Origin of the sequence: Janthinobacterium rivuli, from assembly GCF_029690045.1 — a bacterium.
GTDB lineage: Bacteria > Pseudomonadota > Gammaproteobacteria > Burkholderiales > Burkholderiaceae_D > Janthinobacterium > Janthinobacterium rivuli.
Map to the genome: position 1 here is coordinate 6,252,142 of NZ_CP121464.1, position 15,358 is coordinate 6,267,499.

At 61.8% G+C, this 15,358-nt stretch carries 15 protein-coding genes; 1 reads left to right on the forward strand and 14 read right to left on the reverse strand.

All coding sequences use genetic code 11. The features are described 5' to 3' along the window. Positions 1-162 precede the first annotated feature (162 nt). Both tgt and queA read right to left on the reverse strand, forming a co-directional pair. Positions 163-1,302, reverse strand: coding sequence for a tRNA guanosine(34) transglycosylase Tgt (gene tgt / locus P9875_RS28355; protein WP_035822848.1), 1,140 nt, complete (start codon positions 1,300-1,302; stop codon positions 163-165). A gap of 1 nt (position 1,303) precedes the next feature. After that, positions 1,304-2,359, reverse strand: coding sequence for a tRNA preQ1(34) S-adenosylmethionine ribosyltransferase-isomerase QueA (queA, locus tag P9875_RS28360; protein WP_035822850.1), 1,056 nt, complete (start codon positions 2,357-2,359; stop codon positions 1,304-1,306). 178 nt (positions 2,360-2,537) lie between these two features. Between queA and recG the strand changes: the two genes are divergently transcribed. Next, positions 2,538-4,640 (forward strand): ATP-dependent DNA helicase RecG, encoded by a 2,103-nt coding sequence (gene recG, locus P9875_RS28365; protein WP_051959172.1) that lies wholly within the window; start codon positions 2,538-2,540, stop codon positions 4,638-4,640. 13 nt (positions 4,641-4,653) lie between these two features. Here recG and P9875_RS28370 read toward each other — a convergent pair whose 3' ends face one another. The 12 genes from P9875_RS28370 to P9875_RS28425 all read right to left on the reverse strand — a co-directional run bounded on the left by P9875_RS28370 (position 4,654) and on the right by P9875_RS28425 (position 15,234). Next, positions 4,654-4,779 (reverse strand): hypothetical protein, encoded by a 126-nt coding sequence (locus tag P9875_RS28370; protein ID WP_255206293.1) that lies wholly within the window; start codon positions 4,777-4,779, stop codon positions 4,654-4,656. After that, positions 4,779-5,993, reverse strand: a complete 1,215-nt coding sequence (locus P9875_RS28375; RefSeq protein WP_081922621.1) for an MFS transporter — start codon at positions 5,991-5,993, stop codon at positions 4,779-4,781. Before P9875_RS28375 ends, P9875_RS28370 begins: the two co-directional genes overlap by 1 nt. After that, positions 5,990-6,994 carry a Gfo/Idh/MocA family protein gene (locus P9875_RS28380; RefSeq protein ID WP_035822852.1) on the reverse strand — a complete coding sequence of 335 codons (1,005 nt, stop codon included), beginning with the start codon at positions 6,992-6,994 and terminating at the stop codon, positions 5,990-5,992. Before P9875_RS28380 ends, P9875_RS28375 begins: the two co-directional genes overlap by 4 nt. 1 nt (position 6,995) lies before the next feature. Next, positions 6,996-7,814 (reverse strand): DUF3025 domain-containing protein, encoded by an 819-nt coding sequence (locus P9875_RS28385; protein WP_035822854.1) that lies wholly within the window; start codon positions 7,812-7,814, stop codon positions 6,996-6,998. A 6-nt stretch (positions 7,815-7,820) separates the two neighbouring features. Then, entirely contained in the window at positions 7,821-8,885 is a 1,065-nt protein-coding gene (gene pyrC, locus P9875_RS28390) for a dihydroorotase (protein ID WP_035822857.1), read from the reverse strand. Between the two features lie 89 nt (positions 8,886-8,974). Next, entirely contained in the window at positions 8,975-9,310 is a 336-nt protein-coding gene (locus P9875_RS28395) for a helix-turn-helix domain-containing protein (RefSeq protein WP_099403999.1), read from the reverse strand. Then, positions 9,288-9,677, reverse strand: a complete 390-nt coding sequence (locus tag P9875_RS28400) for a type II toxin-antitoxin system RelE/ParE family toxin (protein WP_278317248.1) — start codon at positions 9,675-9,677, stop codon at positions 9,288-9,290. The genes P9875_RS28395 and P9875_RS28400 overlap by 23 nt, the downstream gene beginning before the upstream one ends. 267 nt (positions 9,678-9,944) lie before the next feature. Continuing rightward, complete coding sequence (locus P9875_RS28405; protein WP_035822858.1) at positions 9,945-10,670, reverse strand: amino acid ABC transporter ATP-binding protein; 726 nt, start codon at positions 10,668-10,670, stop codon at positions 9,945-9,947. A 19-nt stretch (positions 10,671-10,689) separates the two neighbouring features. Continuing rightward, a complete protein-coding gene (locus tag P9875_RS28410; RefSeq protein WP_035822860.1) occupies positions 10,690-11,382 on the reverse strand; it encodes an amino acid ABC transporter permease in 693 nt (230 codons plus the stop codon). 1 nt (position 11,383) lies between these two features. Next, the gene (locus tag P9875_RS28415; RefSeq protein WP_219308490.1) at positions 11,384-12,133 is read right to left on the reverse strand and encodes an amino acid ABC transporter permease; all 750 of its coding nucleotides are present in this window, start codon (positions 12,131-12,133) and stop codon (positions 11,384-11,386) included. A gap of 98 nt (positions 12,134-12,231) precedes the next feature. Next, a complete protein-coding gene (locus tag P9875_RS28420) occupies positions 12,232-13,188 on the reverse strand; it encodes an amino acid ABC transporter substrate-binding protein (protein WP_099404000.1) in 957 nt (318 codons plus the stop codon). A gap of 195 nt (positions 13,189-13,383) precedes the next feature. Further along, the gene (locus P9875_RS28425) at positions 13,384-15,234 is read right to left on the reverse strand and encodes an ABCB family ABC transporter ATP-binding protein/permease (protein ID WP_225242826.1); all 1,851 of its coding nucleotides are present in this window, start codon (positions 15,232-15,234) and stop codon (positions 13,384-13,386) included. Positions 15,235-15,358 lie beyond the last annotated feature (124 nt).

A 15,358-nucleotide genomic window follows, 5' to 3' on the forward strand; every position in this document is an offset into this window, starting at 1 on the left:
CGCTGTATTCTAGCATTGGCTATACGTCATAACCCGAATTGCAGCCATGGCAACTTTAAATGGGGCTAAAAAAGCATTATGCAATGCTTTATCGCCCCAGTCCAAGCACCAATACACAAAACTTCCGGCCATGCTGCCGCCAGGGTGCAAGCTAAGGATTTCTTAAGTTCCGCGTGCGCGTTCCGCGTGGAATTGCAGCGTAAACGCGTGGAAACGGTCTTCGTCCAGTGCCTCGCGCATCTGGCGCATCAAGTCCAGGTAGTAATGCAGGTTGTGGATGGTATTGAGGCGCGCGCCGAGAATTTCCTTGGAGCGGTGCAGATGGTGCAGGTAGGCGCGCGAGAAATTGCGGCAGGCATAGCAGCTGCAGGTCTCGTCGAGCGGCGCCTGGTCTTCCTTGTACTTGGCGTTCTTGATCTTGATGTCGCCAAAACGGGTAAACAGCCAGCCATTGCGGGCGTTTCGCGTCGGCATGACGCAATCGAACATGTCGATACCGTTCGAGACACCGGCCACCAGATCTTCCGGCGTGCCCACGCCCATCAGGTAATGGGGCTTGTTGGCCGGCAGGCGCGGGCCCACGTGGGCCAGCATGCGCATCATGTCTTCCTTCGGTTCGCCGACGGACAGGCCGCCGATGGCGATGCCGGGAAAATCGATCTCTTCGAGCTTGGCCAGGGACTCGTCGCGCAGCATTTCGAACATGCCGCCCTGCACGATGCCGAACAGCGCATTCGGGTTTTCACCGCGGTGGAACTCGTCCTTCGAGCGCTGCGCCCAGCGCAAGGACATGCGCATGGACTTGGCCGCTTCCTCGATGGTGGCCGGACGGCCCTGGATTTCGTACGGCGTGCATTCGTCGAACTGCATGACGATGTCGGAATTCAAGACGCGCTGCACCTGCATCGACACTTCCGGCGAGAGGAACAATTTATCACCGTTGATCGGCGAATTGAAATGCACACCCTCTTCCGTGATCTTGCGCATGGCACCCAGCGAAAACACCTGGAAACCGCCCGAATCCGTCAAAATCGGCTTGTTCCAGCCCATAAAGCCATGCAAGCCGCCGAATTTTTCCATGACGGTGTTGCCAGGACGCAACCACAGGTGAAAGGTGTTGCCCAGAATGATCTGCGCGTCGATCTCGTTGAGTTCCAGCGGCGACATGGCTTTCACGGAGCCGTAAGTGCCCACTGGCATGAAGATCGGCGTCTGCACGACACCATGGTTGAGTTTCAAGGTGCCGCGGCGTGCCTTGGTCAGGCCGCTCGTGTCGGTCTTGAGTAGTTTAAATTCCAGCATGTCAGTCTTTCACGGGAGTATCAAGGTTCAACGGAGCGCGCGATTGCGTGGTGAGCAGCATCGCGTCGCCATAGCTGAAGAAACGGTAATTCTGCGCGATCGCATGCGCGTAGGCGCTGCGGATCGGCTCATAGCCGGCAAAGGCCGACACCAGCATCAGCAGGGTCGACTTCGGCAAATGGAAGTTGGTGATCAAACGCGTCACCGTTTTAAACGCATAGCCGGGTGTGATGAACAGGGCCGTGTCGGCGCTGCCGGCCACCAGCTGGCCGCTTTGCGAGGCCGATTCCAGCGCGCGCAAGCTGGTCGTGCCGACGGCCACCACGTCGCGCCCGGCAAGTTGGGCGGCGCGCACGGCGTCGACGGTTTCCTGCGGCATGGTGTACCACTCGGTGTGCATCTTGTGTTCGGCCAGCACCTCCGTGCGCACGGGCTGGAAGGTACCCGCGCCCACGTGCAGGGTCACATAGGCAAAGTTGACGCCCTTGGCCTTCAACTGGTCGAGCAGGGCCTGGTCGAAATGCAGGCCGGCCGTCGGCGCGGCGACAGCGCCGGGCACCTTGTTGAAGACGGTCTGATAGCGCGTTTCGTCGAATTCGTCCGCATCGTGCTCGATGTACGGCGGCAGCGGCAAGCGGCCATGCGCCTCGATCAGCTCGAACACGTCGGCCTCGAAGTGCAAGGTAAAGAATTCGCCGGCGCGCTGACCGACCGTCACATCGAAGGCATCGGCCAGGCGGATGCGGCAGCCGGGCGGCGGCGACTTCGACGCGCGCACCTGGGCCAGCACGGTGCGCTCATCGAGTACGCGCTCGACGAGCGCCTCGATCTTGCCGCCGCTTTCCTTGACGCCGAAGAAACGCGCTTTCAGTACGCGGGTATCGTTCATCACCAGCAGGTCGCCCGCCTGCAACAGCCCGACGATGTCGGCAAAGCTGCGGTCAACCAGGGTGTCGCCGTCCAGATGCAACAGGCGCGAGGCGCTGCGCTCGGCCAACGGAGTTTGCGCAATGTTTTCTTGCGGCAAATTAAAATCGAAATCGGAAAGCGAATACATGCGTTTTGCTTCAAAAGTACGTCAAAAATGATTAGGAGTGCGCAATGGAACATCTGGCACTATACTGTGCGCCTATACAGGCATTACAATAATCCGCCGCAACAATTTACAACCGCGGTACGCACAGGGTGTGCCGGACAACCCTCTATTTTACGCTAGCGGCACAAAAATCTCCGATATGTCCGAACCCAAGCCCGATCTTCCTCCCGCAGCCAAGCCGGCCGCGAAGCCGAAAGCCGTCAAAAAAGTGGTCAGCACGGAAAGCCGGCTGGCCAAACTGGGCTTGCGCACGGATATGGACCTGGTGCTGCACCTGCCGATGCGCTACGAGGACGAGACCAAGGTCTACACCATACGCGACGCCTGCCTGCGCGGTGGCGAGTCGTGGCAAGTCGAGGGTATCGTCACCAAGTGCGAAGTCAATTTCAAGCCGCGCAAGCAATTGCTGGTGACGATCGCCGACGAAACGGGCAATTTGCTGCTGCGCTTCATGAATTTTTATGGCAGCCAGGTCAAGCAGCTGGCCGAAGGCACGCGCGTGCGTGCGCGCGCCGAACTCAAACACGGCTTTTTCGGCGCCGAGATGGTGCACCCGACGTATAAGGTGGTCAACGAAGGCGCGCCGCTACCGACGGCCCTGACGCCCGTGTACCCGTCCGGCGAAGGCCTGTCGCAGCACGTGCTGCGGCGCGAGATCGCCGACGCCATGCGTCGCATCGACTGGCAAGACACCTTGCCGGACGAGCTGTTGCAGCAGATGCAGCTGTCGCCGTTCCGCGCCGCCGTGCACCTGCTGCACTACCCGCCGCAGGACATCGATGAAAGCGCGCTGATGGACCGCTCGCACCCGGCCTGGGTGCGCATGAAGTTCGATGAACTGCTGGCGCAGCAGCTGTCGCTGAAACGCGCCCAGCGCGCGCGCCGCTCGAAAGGCGCGGCCTGCCTGCCCATCGTCGGCAATTTATCGAATGCCTTCGGCGCCGCCCTGCCCTTCAAGCTGACGGGTGCGCAGGCGCGCGTGCTCGAGGAAATCCGCGCCGATCTGCACCAGCCGTATCCGATGCAGCGTCTGCTGCAGGGCGACGTCGGCAGCGGCAAGACGGTCGTCGCCGCGTTGTCGGCCACGCAAGCGATCGACAGCGGCTACCAGGCCGCGCTGATGGCGCCCACGGAGATCCTGGCGGAGCAGCACTTCCGCAAGATCGCCGCCTGGATGGAGCCGCTGGGCGTCAAGGTGGCGTGGCTGACGGGCAGCCTGAAGAAAAAGGAAAAGACGGCGGCGCTGGCCCTGATCGAATCGGGCGAAGCGCAACTGGTGATCGGCACGCATGCGCTGATCCAGGACAACGTGCTGTTTGCCAAACTGGGCCTGGTCATCGTCGACGAGCAGCACCGCTTCGGCGTGGGTCAGCGCCTGACCCTGCGCAACAAGGGCGACAGCGCGGCCGTGCCGCACCAGCTGATGATGTCGGCCACGCCGATCCCGCGCACCCTGGCCATGACGTATTACGCCGACCTGGAAGTGTCCGTGATCGACGAGCTGCCGCCCGGACGCAGCCCCATCGTCACGCGCGCCATCGACCAGAACCGGCGCGACGAAGTCATCGCCCGCGTGTATGCGGCCGCGCTGGAAGGCCGGCAGGTGTACTGGGTCTGCCCGCTGATCGAGGAGTCGGAAGCGCTGCAGCTGCAGACGGCCACCGACACCTGCATGATGCTGGCCGAAGCCCTGCCCGCGCTGCAGGTGGGCCTCGTGCACGGCCGTTTGAAACCGGCGGAAAAGCAGGAAGTGATGGATGCCTTCATCGCCGGCCATATCCACGTGCTGGTGGCCACCACCGTCATCGAGGTGGGCGTCGACGTGCCGAACGCCTCGCTGATGGTGATCGAGCACGCCGAGCGTTTTGGCTTGTCGCAGCTGCACCAGCTGCGTGGCCGCGTGGGCCGCGGCACGGCGGCCAGCGTCTGCCTGCTGCTGTACCAGGGCCCCCTGGGTGGCGTGGCGCGCCAGCGTTTGATGACCATGCGCGAAACGACGGACGGTTTTGAAATCGCCCGCCGCGACCTGGAAATCCGCGGCCCCGGCGAATTCCTCGGCGCGCGCCAGTCCGGCCAGGCCATGCTGCGCTTCGCCGACCTGGAAACGGATCAATGGCTGGTAGACCAGGCCCGCGACGTGGCGCACGATCTGCTGCATGCCACCACGGCCGCCGCAGCGGCCACCGTGGAAGCGCATCTGGCGCGCTGGCTGGGTGGGAAAGAGGAATTTTTGAAGGTGTAGGACCGGATGCCTGCTACATGCACATCCAGAAGCGGTTCGCCAGGTCGAGCATGAAGTCGGGGCGCAGATAGGCCAGGAAGACGAGGGCCAGCAGCGCGGCGCCGGCCAGGCGCCACAGCCATGTGCGCCAACTGGCCATTACGCGGCCACCGCCACGCGCTTGACGGCGCGCTCGTCGATGGGCAGGTTGATCAGCGCGGCCAGCAAGCCCAGGCCGATGGTGATCATCCACACGATGTGGTAACTGCCCTGGTGCTCGTACAGATAGCCGCCCAGCCACGCCCCGAGGAAACTGCCCACCTGGTGCGAGAAGAACACCATCCCGGCCAGCATCGACAAATGCTTCACGCCGAAGATGCCGGCGATGATGCCGTTCGTCAGCGGCACGGTCGACAGCCACAGCACGCCCATGCCGGCGGCGAACAGGTACACGGACCACGCCGACAATGGCGCCAGCAGAAACACGGTGATGACCACGGCGCGCGTCACGTAGATGGCTGACAATAAGTAGCGCTTGGCGATCTTGCCACCGAGTTTGCCCGCGTAGTAGGAGCCGACGATGTTGAACAGGCCGATCAGCGCCAGCGCCGTGACGGCGATGTTCGGGTTCATCAGGCCCTGGTCCTTCAGGTAGGCCGGCAAGTGCACGCCGATGAAGACCAGCTGGAAACCGCAGACAAAATACCCTGCCAGCAGCAGCCAGAACGAACGGCTGGCGATGGCTTCGCTGAAGGCGGCGCCAACGCTTTGCTGCGGGCCGCTGGCGTGCGAGACGGGCGGCTCGCGCAGGTAGAAGGCCATCGGGATCATGGCCAGCAGCACCAGCGCTGCCAGCACATAAAAGGCATTTTGCCAGCCCACGGCTGAAATCAGCTGCTGCTCCACCGGCATCATGAGGAACTGGCCGAACGAGCCGGCCGCCGACGAGATGCCGAAGGCCCACGAGCGCTGCTCGGGCGGCGCGCTGCGGCCGATGATGCCGCTGATGGCGCCGAACGCCGTGCAGGCCAGCGCCAGGCCGATGAAGATACCGGAGCCGACGATGAACAGGGTCGGCTGCGTCACGAGCGCCATCCACACGAGGCCCGCCATGTAGCTGATGGCGCCGACGATGACGACGCGCATGGTGCCGAAACGGTCGGCCGCCATGCCGGCGAACGGGCCGAAGACGCCCCACATCAGGTTTTGCATGGCCAGCGCCAGCGAATACGTTTCGCGCGTCCAGCCATTGGCTTGCGAGATTGGCTGCATCCAGAAGCCCAGGCCGTGGCGCACGCCCATCGCCAGGGTCAGGACGACGCCGCTGGCGATGAGAACAGTTTTCAGGCTGGGACGGGATGAGTGCAATGTCATGGGGTTCCTGTGTACGCCTGGTCGGCTTGGTAGACGAGGCCGATCTGGCCGCGCATGGTGTCAAGGTTGCGCATCAGCGCCACGCTGTCGGCGTGCGGCATGAGGGGGCTTTCCAGCAGGCCGGCGCGGATGCAGCGCATCGCTTCGATGGCCTCGTGCGCGTAGCCATTGCCCAGGTGCGGCGCGGCAACGACGCGGCGTGCGCCATCCATCGCTTCGACGGTCAAGTGATCGGGCTTGTAAAAGCGGCTGGGCAGGCGGATGCGTCCCAGGCTGCCGGAAATGGTCATTTCCGTCGGCGTCTGCGCGCGCAGGCTGCAGGCGCAGGACGAGGTACCGCCGCCCGCGTGCAGCAGCGAGAACACGACCTGCTCATCGACGCCCGTGACGCCCATCTCGGCCAGCGCCTGCACCTGCGATACGGGGCCGAGGAAGAAGGCCGCCATCGACAGCGGATAGATGCCCACGTCGAGCAACGCACCGCCGCCCAGTTCCGGGTTGAACATGCGGTGTTCGGGCGGGAAATTGGCGACGAAGCCGATATCAGCCTGCACCTGCCGCGGCACGCCGATCTCGCCGCTGGCGATGATGCGCTGCGCTTCCTGCACGGCGGGCAGGAAACGGCTCCACATGGCTTCCATCAAAAACAGCTTTTTCTCGCGCGCCATGTCAACCACGGCCTGCGCTTCGCGCGCATTCATGGTGAACGGTTTTTCGCACACGACGTGCTTGCCGGCGGCCAGGCACAGCAAGGCGTTTTCCGCATGCAGGGTGTGCGGCGTGGCGATGTAGATCACGTCCACGTCAGGGTCCATGGCCAGCCCCTCGTAGGAACCGTGGCAACGCCCGATGCCGAATTCGGCGCCGAAAGCCTGTGCGCCAGCCTCGCTGCGCGAGGCGACCGCCACCAGTTGCGCACCGGGCGCGTCACGCAAGCCATTGGCCATCGCGCGGGCGATCTTGCCGGTGCCGAGGATGCCCCAGCGGACGGTATTTTCCATACTATTGATCTCTTTCTGCGCCAGCCGCCTTGCGCTTCGGGCGGAACACCGCCGCGTCATTGTAAAAATCGTCGTCCTGGCCTTCACACCAGCCGGGCAAACCCAGTACGGGCAGCGGCGTGAAGTCCGCCGTGGTGAGGCCTTGCTGCGCCAGGTCTTGCGCCACCCGCTCGTCGAGCCAGGCGCGGCGTGCCGCATCGTCGAGCGCAAAGTAGGCGTCGCCGGCGAAGATCACGCGCGTGTGCGCCGTGATGGCCTTGCGCGGCGCTACCAGTTTTTCCATCAGCGCGTGGCCGAACAACCAGACATCGGCGTCGCCGCCCGCGCCAAATTTGTCGCGCTGCGCGATGAACGCGCTGCGCCAGTCGTGCCCGCGCAAGGCCGCGTCCAGCGCGCGCCCTGCGTCGCTGTCGCGCAGCACCAGCAAGGCGGAATTCTCGTCAAAAATCGTCGCGCCATCGCGCGCGGGACCGCGCGATTTTCCGACGCCGGACAGGGCGATCTGCGCCGCCTGCAGCGCATTCAGCTGCCGCTTGATGCGGGGGAAGGTCAGCCACACGAGGGCGTTGAAAAAATCGTGCAGATTGTCGCGCGTGGGCACGCCGCCCGTCGCACCGATGAACTCTTCGTAGGCCACGCCTTCGGGCAGGTCCGCTTGCGGCACGAAAGCCAGCGGCAAGCCGGTGGGATTGCGCAAGTCCAGCGCCCGCGCCCGTGCGTTCAGCGCGGCAATCACCGTGTCGCGCTGCAGATCCAGCTGCCGTCGCGCCGGCAGCACCGTGGCAAACCAGGGGCGGGTCCAGTCTATCGATGGCAGCATGAACGCTTAGACCATTTTCCAGTTGATCTGCTCGCCCGCGTTGAGCGGAATGACATGGCTGTCGCCCAGCGGCAGCGAGGCCGGCAAGGTCCAGCTTTCGCGCTTCAAGGTGATGGTGTCCGTGTTGCGCGGCACGCCGTAGAAAGCCGGACCGTGGAAGCTGGCAAACGCTTCCAGTTTATCGAGCGCGCCGGCCCGTTCGAACGCTTCCGCATACATTTCCATCGCGTGCAGGGCCGTGTAGCAACCGGCGCAGCCGCAGGCCATTTCCTTGGCGCCTTGCGCGTGCGGCGCAGAATCGGTGCCGAGGAAGAAACGCTCGTCGCCGCTGGCGGCGGCCGTCATCAGGGCCAGGCGGTGCTCTTCGCGTTTCAGGATGGGCAGGCAGTAGTAATGGGGGCGGATGCCGCCCTTGAAAATCTCGTTGCGGTTGTACAGCAGATGATGCGCCGTGATGGTGGCGGCGATCGGGCCTTCCGCTTCGGCCACGTACTGCGCCGCATCCTTGGTGGTGATGTGCTCGAACACGACGGACAGGGCCGGGAAGGCGCTGCGCAGCGGACGCATCACGCGCTCGATGAAGACGGCTTCGCGGTCGAAAATGTCGATTTCCGGGTCCGTCACTTCACCGTGCACAAGGAAGGGCATGCCCACTTCCTGCATCACTTCGAGCACCTTGTAGCAATTCTTCAAGTCCGTCACGCCCAGGTCGGAATTCGTCGTCGCGCCAGCCGGATACAGTTTCACAGCCTGCACAATGCCGCTATCTTGCGCGCGGCGAATTTCGTCGGGCGAGGTGTTGTTCGTCAGGTACAGCACCATCAGCGGATCGAAGTTTACGCCTTGCGGCACGGCGGCCAGGATGCGCTCGCGGTAGGCGCTGGCATCGGCCGTGGTGGTGACAGGCGGTTTCAGGTTCGGCATGACGATGGCGCGGCCGAACTGGCGCGCGCTGTGCGGCAGCACGCTGGCCATGACGGCGCCGTCGCGCAGGTGCAGATGCCAGTCATCCGGACGGGTGATGGTGATGGAAGATGGAACGGCGACTGGGGTGTGATCGAGTGTGGACATGGCGGCTGCTCTCAGGCGGTCATTGCGAATAGCGCCATTTTACCAGTCGCGGGGCAGCAGCACAGGCGGAGGAAGCCGGTGAGGAATGCTCAGGCGACAGCCAGTTTCAGGTGGCCGATGGCGTTGGCTGCCGGCTTGACGCTGATCTCGATGTCGTAACCTAGGCGGTTCAGGCAATCCATCAGCTTGCGTTCGGACAGGCCGGAAAAATCGCCGCGCAGCATGCCCGACACCTTGGGCTGGGCGATGCCCATGCGCCGTGCCGCTTCTTCCTGCGTCAATTCCAGCTTGCGCATGGCATTGCGGATCTCGCCCACCAGGCCGGACTTGATTTGCAGCTTGTCGGCGCCGGACAGGCCCAGGTCGGCAAAGACGTTACCGCTGGACAGTTCAAACTCGGTCTCATCGATGGTACGTTTTTTCATGACGTAACTCCTCTATCCATTGTTGTGCACTGTGCAGGCGGGCGCGCACCAGATCCATTTCCTGCTTCGGCGTCGCGATACCGATCTTGCTCTTCTTTTGGAAGCAGTGCTGCACGAACACCGCCTCCTCGAACTTCACCGTGTAGACGGCGCGATATGTGCCACCCGCATCATCGTCGACAATTTCCAGCACGCCCGCACAACCAAAGCCGTGCAACACCTTGGCGCTGTCGTGCCGGTCGCCGCGCTGCGCCAGATCCAGCGCATGGCCAAAAAACGAGCGGATGCCCACAGGCAGGGCCATCAATTCTTTCTTGGTGGAAGCAACCCACACCAGCGGCTTGTGCGGCTTTGCAATGATCTTCATAAATTATACCTTTATTGGTATAAATTGGAAGGATTTGACTGGAAAAGAATCAGCCTACGGCGGATTGAATAACGATCGTTTGCGGCAAGCCAAGCCCGGCCGCCTGACGGACGGCAAAACGGCCGGTATCAACCGGCCGCTTGTGGCATGAGAACGAAGAAAATCAGAGCGATGTCAACGGCGATCTTGTCATGCCCAGCGCCAGCATGGCACCGGCAATTTGTTTCATGACCGGCATCCGCCCCCCAGCTTCAAAGCGAAGAAAGATCAATGGATGATCTTGGCCAGGAAATCGCGCGCGCGGTCCGAGCGCGTCGTGTTGAAGAAGTCGTCCTTGCTGCAATCTTCGATGATCTTGCCCTGGTCCATGAAGACGATGCGGTTGGCCACGCGCTTGGCAAAGCCCATTTCGTGCGTGACGACCATCATGGTCATGCCTTCCTGCGCCAGGCCCACCATCACGTCGAGCACTTCGTTGATCATTTCAGGGTCGAGCGCCGATGTCGGCTCGTCGAACAGCATGGCGATCGGATCCATCGACAGCGCGCGGGCGATCGCCACGCGCTGCTGCTGGCCGCCCGACAGTTGGCCCGGGAATTTGTCCTGCTGCGACAGCAGTCCCACGCGGTCCAGGTATTTCAAACCCTTGGCATTGGCTTCGTCGGCGCTGCGGCCCAGCACCTTGATCTGGCCGATGGTGAGGTTTTCGCGGATCGACAGGTGCGGAAACAGCTCGAAATTCTGGAACACCATGCCGATGCGCGCGCGCAGTTTCGATAAATTCGTTTTCGGATCGTTGACGCTGATGCCGTCGACGAAGATCTGCCCCTGCTGGATCGGCTCGAGGCCGTTGACGGTCTTGATCAGGGTCGACTTGCCGGAGCCGGACGGGCCGCAAATGACCATCACGTCGCCCTTGGCGACATTGGTGGTGCAGTCGGTCAGTACCTGGAACTGGCCATACCATTTGCTGACGTTATTGAGTTCAATCATCTTGTTCTTTCTTTTACGGTTAGCGAATGATGGCGACGCGTTTCTGCAGGCGTTTTACCAGGAACGACAAGGCATAGCACAGCACGAAATACACGACGGCGACAAACACGTACATCTCCACCAGGCGGCCGTCGCGCTGGGCGATCTTCGAGGCGGCGCCGACGAAATCGGGGATCGACAGCACGTACACGAGCGACACGTCCTGGAACAGCACGATGGTTTGCGTCAGCAGCACGGGGATCATGTTGCGGAACGCTTGCGGCAGCACGATGAAGGCCATGGTCTGCGAGTAGTTCATGCCCAGCGCCTGGCCGGCCCAGACCTGGCCGCGCGGGATCGACTGTATGCCGCTGCGCATGATCTCGCAATAGTATGCCGCCTCGAACATGATGAAGGTGATCAGCGCGGAGGAGAACGCGCCCACTTTCACGGGCTCTTCCGCGCCGATGATCCAGGCGGCGATGTACGGCACCAGGAAGTAGAACCAGAAGATCACCAGCACCAGCGGGATCGAGCGTATCAAGTTGACGTAGCTCGACGCCACGCCCGAGATGAGGCGGCTGCCGGACAAGCGCATCAGCGCCAGCAGGGTGCCCAGCACGATGCCGCCCACCATGGACAGCGCCGTCAGTTTCAAGGTGAAGATCATACCGGTCTGGAACAGGTAGACCCACGAGCGGGAGATGACATCGAAGTCGAAATTACCGAACATATCAATGTCCTCCCGTCTTGGCGCCGGCGACGATGAAGCCCGGAATGGCGACTTTTTTCTCGATCAGGTGCATCAGCACCACCACCAGCAGATTGACGACGACGTAGATGATGGTGGCGGCCGAAAACGCCTCGAATACCTGGAACGAGAATTCCTGGATGGCGCGCGCGCTGGCCGTCAGTTCGATCAGGCCGATGGTCAGCGCCACGGAACTGTTCTTGATGATGTTCAAAAATTCGCTGGTCAGCGGCGGCATGATGACGCGCGCGGCCATCGGCAGCAAAATGAAGCGGTAGGTTTGCGGCAGGGTCAGGCCCAGCGCCGTGCCGGCCAGTTTCTGTCCGCGCGGCAGCGCCTCGATACCCGTCGTGACCTGCACGGCCACGCGCGAGGAGGTAAAGAATCCCAGGCACAGCACGGCCGTGACGAACGGCGCATTGGGCAGCGACTTGACCCAGGCGCCCAGGTCAGGCGGCAGCAGTTCCGGCATGACGAAATACCAGAGGAACATCTGCACCAGCAGCGGCACGTTGCGGAACAATTCGACGTAGGCATTGGCCACGCCCACCAGCCATTTGTTCGGCAAGGTGCGGATGGTGCCGATCACCAGGCCCAATATCAGCGCCATGATCCAGGCCGTACCGGCCGTGGCCAGGGTCCAGATCAGGCCGGACCACAGGGTGTCCATATACGTGCCCACGCCATCGGGAGAAATCTCCCAGAAAATGCGCCAATTCCAGTTGTAATTCATGATCATCCTTCGCATGCAGCCCGAGGACAGCGGCCAGCCGGCCGCCCGCCCCGCAAATAAAACGGGAGGCTTGCGCCCCCCGATTTGTTACGCAATCTTTACTTTTTCCGTTTGTCCGACGTCTTCTGCGCTTCCGGTACGGCCGCATAGGCCGCCGGGTCACCGGAGTCGGTCGGGTTGGTAAACACGGCCTTCAATTGCGGCGGCATGGGGAATTTCAGGTTGATGTTTTTCGGCGGGATCGGCGAGGTAAACCATTTCGCGTAAATGCGGTTGATGTCGTCGCTCTTGTACAAGCGGATCAGCGCATCGTCGACCACTTTCTTGAAAGCGGGATCGCCCTTGCGCAGCATGATGCCGTACGGCTCGACCGACAGCGCTTCCTTGGTGATTTCGTAGTCGTTCGGGTTTTTCGAATTGGCCACTTGCGACGCCAGCAAAATGTCGTCGTTGGCTTCGGCCACCGCGCGGCCCGTTTCCAGCATCAGGAACGATTCAGGATGGTCCTTGCCGACGGCGATATTCATGCCCAGGTTTTTTTCCTTGTTCAGGATCGTCATCTGCTTGATGGTCGAGGTGCCGGCGGTAGCGACCAGGGTCTTGCCGCGCAAGTCTTCCAGTGTCTTGATGTTCGAGGATTTTTTCGACAGCACGCGGTTGCCGATGACGAACATGGTGGGGGCGAACGCCACCTGCTGCTGGCGCTCCAGGTTGTTCGTCGTCGAGCCGCATTCGAGGTCGATGGTGCCGTTGGCCATCAGCGGAATGCGGTTGGCCGACGTGACGGGGCTCATCACCACTTTCAGTTCGCTCAGGCCCAGATGCTTTTGCAGGGCCGTGACGACTTTCATGCACAGGTCGATCGAATAACCCTGATATTGCTGCTTGTCATCGAGATAGGAGAAGGGCACGGAGCCGTCGCGCACGCCGAGGGTGACGGAACCGGCTTTCTTGATCTTGGCCAAGGTGCCGGTCAATTCCTGAGCCTGGACTGGCGACATGCTGCTGATGACACCAACGCTGAGCAGCGTGGCGATGATTTTGGTCAATTTCATAAATTCTCCTGGGCGGACAAACCGGATGGACTCCGAACGAAACAACTGTGGTGCAGACGCCACCAATGGAATTAATTTTATTTCATTTTCAGCACCCGACCAGCCATTTTCTGCGATTGCCCGCAAATAGGCGCTATACGCGCGCCGGAATCAGCGCGGCTGTAGCATTTTTCCTACTGATTTCCCCTTCCCGATTTATTTTGCCGGCGCCAGACCCGCCAACTCGTCCTCTTGCGCCTCATCATCCATATTCGCCTGCTGGCGTTGCCACATCTGCGCGTACAGGCCGTTCGCGGCCAGCAATTGTGGATGCGTGCCCCGCTCGACGATGCGGCCATGGTCGAGCACCAGGATTTGCTGGGCGTCGGCCACCGTCGACAAACGGTGCGCAATCACCAGGGTGGTGCGGTTTTTGGCGATCTCTTTCAGCTGCGACTGAATCGCCTGCTCGGCCTTTGAATCGAGCGCAGACGTGGCTTCGTCGAAGATCAATATCGCCGGGTCTTTCAGCAGGGTGCGGGCGATGGCCACGCGCTGCTTTTCGCCACCCGACAGTTTCAAACCCCGCTCGCCCACCATGGAGTTGTAGCCATCTGGCAAGCTTTCAATAAAATCATGGATCGATGCCGCTTTGGCGGCCGCCACGATGGCTTCCTTGCTGGCGCCCGGCTTGCCATAGGCGATGTTGTATTCGATGGTGTCGTTGAACAGCACCGTGTCTTGCGGCACGATGCCGATGGCCGCGCGCAGGGAGTCCTGCGTGATGCCGCGCAAGTCCTGGCCATCGATGGTGATGCCGCCGCCATCGACTTCATAGAAGCGGAACAGCAAGCGCGACAAGGTCGACTTGCCCGAGCCGCTGTGGCCCACCACGGCCGTCGTCGTGCCGGCAGGAATCTGGAAATCCACGTCGAACAGGATTTGCCGCTTGGCTTCATAGCTGAAATTCACGTGGTCAAAACGCACGGCTGCGCCCCGCGTGACGAGCGGCTTGGCTTCCGGCGTATCGGCGATTTCACGGTTTTCGTTCAGCAAGGAAAACAGGCGCTCCATGTCGGCCAGGCTTTGCTTGATTTCGCGGTAAATGACGCCCAGGAAATTGAGGGGAATATACAGCTGGATCATGAAGGCATTCACCAGCACCAGGTCGCCCAGGGTCATCGTGCCGGCGATCACGCCCACCGTGGCGCGCCACAGGATCAGGGTGACGGCCGTGGCGATGATCAGGGACTGGCCCGTATTGAGCAGGGAGAGGGAAGTCTGCGATTTCACGGCCGCCGATTCATAGCGCTGCAAGCCTTCATCGTAGCGCTTCGCCTCGTAATCCTCGTTGCCGAAATATTTCACGGTTTCATAGTTGATCAGCGAATCGATGGCCTTGGTATTGGCTTTCGAGTCGAGGTCGTTCATGGTGCGGCGGAAATGCGTGCGCCAGTTCGTCACCAGCACGGTAAACGCGATGTAGGACACGAGCGCCACGGCCGTGATCACGGTGAACCAGATGTCGTAATGCAAGACCAGGTAACCGAGCACGAGGGTGATTTCCACCAGGGTCGGCAAGATGTTGAACAGGGTATAGGAAATGAGCGAACCGACGCTGCGCGTGCCCCGTTCGATGTCGCGCGTCATGCCGCCCGTCTGGCGGTTCAAATGAAAGCGCAGGGACAGCGCATGCAGGTGGCGGAACACTTGCAGGGCGATGGTGCGCACGGCCCGCTGCGTGACCCGGGCGAACAGGAATTCGCGCAGTTCCGTAAACAAGGTGGTCGACAGACGCAGCAAGCCGTAGGCCACCAGCAAGCCGACGGGCAGCACCAGCAGCGCTTGCGGATGGGCCGCTGTGATCGTCATGGCGTCGACGAGTTTTTTCAGGATCAGGGGCACGCCCACGTTGGCCAGCTTGGCGCCCACCAGGCATAGCAGCGCCAGCAATACTCTCCATTTGTAGACCCAGAGATACGGCAACAAGGTCTTGATGGTGGCGAAATCGCTGTGGCTGGCGGAGGCTGGCGAGCGGGGCGGAGGGGGAGTCTGGGAACGGCGCATGGCGAATGTCGGCTTTTTATGGTTCAATCGGGGCAATTGTAGCCTTTCATGAGAATAAAAGATGAGCACCTCCCCCGACCGCCCCGACAACTGCCTCGCCTCCGGCCTGCCCGCCGGAAAAATG